The following is a 3474-nucleotide window of genomic DNA, read 5'->3' as shown; positions in this document are numbered from 1 at the left end:
GCGTCGGCGCCGGTTTCAGCGACGGCTTCTTCGACGGTGTCAAAAACGGGAATCCCTTCGACGTCTTGGCCGCCTTTGCCCGGCGTCACGCCGCCGACCAGCTGGGTGCCGTAATCGCGGCAGCCCAGGGTGTGGAATTTGCCCGCACTGCCAGTGATGCCCTGGCAGATGACTTTCGTACTCGCGTCAATCAAAATACTCATCGGAAGGTTCGTCTCAGTCGAGTCAGGTGTGCGATTGGTTGAATGGTTGAAACGAAGTGCAGCACTTCGGATTTCCGATCTCAAGCTTCCCAGATGAAACTTGAGAGTTCAGGTTTCAAAATTGGGATCAAACCCCGGTCGCGGCGACGATCTTCTTTGCCGCATCGGTGATGTCGGTCGCGTTGATGACATTGACGTCGCTTTCGGCCAACATCTTGCGTCCCTCTTCGACTTCGGTGCCTTCCAAACGAACCACCAGTGGGACGTCAAAGCCGACAGTCTTGCTCGCCTCGATCAGTGCACCGGCAATGGTGGTGCAGCGGGCGATGCCGCCGAAGATGTTGACCAGCACGCCCTTGACGTTGGGGTCGGACAACAGGATCCGAAACGCTTCGGTGACTTGTTCGGTGTTGGCGCTGCCGCCGACGTCCAAGAAGTTTGCCGGCTGGCCGCCGTGGTACTTGATGATGTCCATGGTGGACATCGCCAACCCGGCACCATTGACCAGGCAGCCGATGTTGCCTTCCAGTTTCACATAGCTCAGCCCGGCATTGCCGGCGCGAAGCTCGCTCTCTTCCTCTTCGGCCAGGTCACGCAGATCGGTGTAGTCGGGATGGCGGAACAGGGCGTTGTTGTCGAAGGTGATCTTGGCGTCCAGGGCGATCATTTGGTTATCGCCGGTGATGACCAGCGGGTTGACTTCGGCCAATTCGCAATCGTAATCGACGTAGAACCGGCACATCGCCGGCATGAACTTCGCCGCCGCCTTGGCTGCTGCGCCGCTGATGCCCAGCTTCTTGCAGAGCTTTCGCACTTGGTAGGCTTCCAGCCCGACGGCCGGGTCGAAGTGTTCTTTGTGGATCAGTTCGGGTGTCTTTTCGGCAACCGTTTCGATCTCCATGCCGCCTTCGGTGCTAACCATCAGCACGGGTTTGGCGACGGCGCGATCGAGCACGATTCCCAAGTACAGCTCGCGGGCGATGTCACAGCCGGCTTCGACGAACACCTTATTGACGGTTTGGCCGGCCGGTCCGGTCTGGATGGTGACCAGTTTCTTTCCCAGCAATCCCTCCGCGGCCGCCCGAGCTTCGTCGGCGCTTTTGGTCAGCACCACACCGTGCTGTTTGGGGTTGTCGATGATCGTGCCCTTGCCCCGTCCACCGGCGTGGATCTGTGACTTGACCACTGCGATCTTACCACCCAGTTTTTCGTACGCCGCGGCAGCTTCGTCGGGCGTGGTGGCGACGATGCCGTCCAAGACCGGCACTCCGGCCTGTCGGAAAAGTTCTTTGCCTTGATATTCGTGGATTTTCATCGAGGTTTCGATCCGCGTGCGTGGAAGACGATGTATCGGTGGGACGGCTTCGTCAGCCCGAACCCCAGTTCCCGACAGCTCCAGCTGCCGAGACGCCCCGAAGCGTGTGAGCCCCAAAGCTTGATTGCAAGGACAGGTCGTCAGTGACAGACTCCCTTCGCAAAGGAAGACTGTCCCTGCGGCAAACATCCCAGCAAATGCTGTACCCTGGTGCTCCGGCTACGGGTCCGCGAATATACGTTCGCGCCGCTGGCGCCGGAACCATAGGCAGCGTGATTACGTGATGAGCAACGTCAAAGAAATGCCCGACTACCTTCGATTGCACGCCGACGACAACGTGGTCATTGCGACCAAGCCACTCGTCGCCGGCCAGGTGCTGCGGGTCGACGGAAACCCGATCACGCTGGCCGGCCCGATTCCGACCGGGCACAAGTTTGCCATCGGCCCGATCCCCGCCCAGACGCCGGTCCGCAAGTACGGCCAACCGATCGGAATCGCTCGGGAATCCATCCAACCAGGGTGCCACGTCCACACCCATAATTTGCAAGACCGGCATCGCGTGGCCGAGACGATCACGTCGACCAACCCGCCCGCAAAACCTTCGCCCCTGCGACGTTCTTTCCAGGGGTACGTTCGACCCGATGGGCGAATCGGCACACGCAACTACGTGGCCGTCTTGTCCACGGTCAATTGTAGCGCGACGGTTTGTCACAAGATCGTGGCGCGATTTGACGAACAGCGTCTGCGGCGTTGGCCCAATGTCGACGGCGTGTTCGCGGCCTCGCACACCACCGGCTGTGCGATCGAGTTCGACGGGCGCAAGCATCAGATGATCGCTCGAACGATGGCCGGTTACGCCGACCATCCCAACGTCGGCGGACGGCTGATCATCGGCCTGGGTTGCGAACAAAACACGCCCGCCTATCTCGCCCAACATCACGGGATCGTTCCGCTGCATGCTCCCGACGGCCGGCCCCTGACCCGCGACGACGGCGTTCCGATGTTGACCATGCAAACCGAAGGCGGATCGCAGGCCACCATCGCCCGGGGCGAACGGATGCTCGAACAGGTGTTGGATTTGGCCAACCAAGCCACCCGCACCACCGCTGATGCCTCGGCGCTGTCGATCGCCGTCGAATGTGGTGGCAGCGACGGCTATTCTGGGATCACCGCCAATCCGGCCATCGGAATCGTTTCCGATCGAGTGGTGGCGTGCGGCGGCACGTCGATCATCTCGGAAACGACCGAACTGTATGGCGCCGAGCACTTGCTGTGCGATCGCAGTCGGTCACCGCAGGTCGCGCAGAAATTGGTCGACCTGTTGCACTGGTGGCAGCGGTACGTGGCCCACTACGGCGGCGAGCTGAACAACAACCCTTCGGTCGGAAACAAAGCCGGCGGGCTGTCGACGATCACCGAAAAATCGCTCGGCGCGGTTTCCAAGAGCGGCTCGACGGCATTGGAAGCGGTGTATGACTACGCCGAACGCGTGACCGCTAAGGGGTTGACGGTGATGGACACGCCGGGGTTCGACCCCGCCAGCGTGACCGGAAAGGTCGCCGGGGGAGCGAATCTGGTGATGTTTTCCACCGGCCGCGGCAGTTGTTTCGGCTGCAAACCGGCTCCGGTGATCAAGGTCGCCTCCAACAGCGAACTGTTTCACCGCATGCGCGACGACATGGATTTGAATGCCGGCGAAGCGATCGCCGGCAAATCGATCGAGCAACTCGGCGACGAATTCTTTGAGTTCGCCTTGCGGGTGGCAAGTGGCGAACAAACGGCCAGCGAACGAAACGGTTTTGGCGACCATGAATTCGTTCCCTGGACCGTCGGCCCCACGCTGTGACAGCGCACCTTGGAACGCGTCAGTCGCAAGGAATGATGGGAAAGCGGCGGAACAGGCGTTCATGGTCCGTCAGGATGAAAAGAAACTCATAGATGGTATAGATGGTAGCG

General features: G+C 60.6%; 2 protein-coding genes and 1 pseudogene. 1 reads left to right on the top strand and 2 read right to left on the bottom strand.

Going from position 1 to position 3474, the window contains the following annotated elements:
* Positions 1-203 (bottom strand): annotated as a pseudogene (locus ABX749_RS26425) (succinate--CoA ligase subunit alpha); the annotation flags it as partial.
* Between the two features lie 127 nt (positions 204-330).
* The gene (gene sucC / locus ABX749_RS26420; protein WP_372898639.1) at positions 331-1518 is read right to left on the bottom strand and encodes an ADP-forming succinate--CoA ligase subunit beta; all 1188 of its coding nucleotides are present in this window, start codon (positions 1516-1518) and stop codon (positions 331-333) included.
* Between the two features lie 283 nt (positions 1519-1801).
* Here sucC and ABX749_RS26415 point away from each other — a divergent pair, with 283 nt between their 5' ends.
* Positions 1802-3364, top strand: a complete 1563-nt coding sequence (locus ABX749_RS26415) for a UxaA family hydrolase (RefSeq protein WP_372898638.1) — start codon at positions 1802-1804, stop codon at positions 3362-3364.
* Positions 3365-3474: the final 110 nt, after the last annotated feature.

Source organism: Stieleria sp. (genome assembly GCF_041595215.1).
GTDB classification, from domain to species: Bacteria; Planctomycetota; Planctomycetia; order Pirellulales; family Pirellulaceae; genus Stieleria; species Stieleria magnilauensis.
The sequence above is the reverse complement of the archived record's forward strand: the minus strand, read 5'-3'. Positions and strand labels throughout refer to the sequence as shown.

Excerpts from the sequence above, each read along its gene's own strand:
- sucC (WP_372898639.1), bottom strand. The coding sequence starts at position 1,518 with ATGAAAATCCACGAATATCAAGGCAAAGAACTTTTCCGACAGGCCGGA.
- ABX749_RS26415 (WP_372898638.1), top strand. The coding sequence starts at position 1,802 with ATGAGCAACGTCAAAGAAATGCCCGACTACCTTCGATTGCACGCCGAC.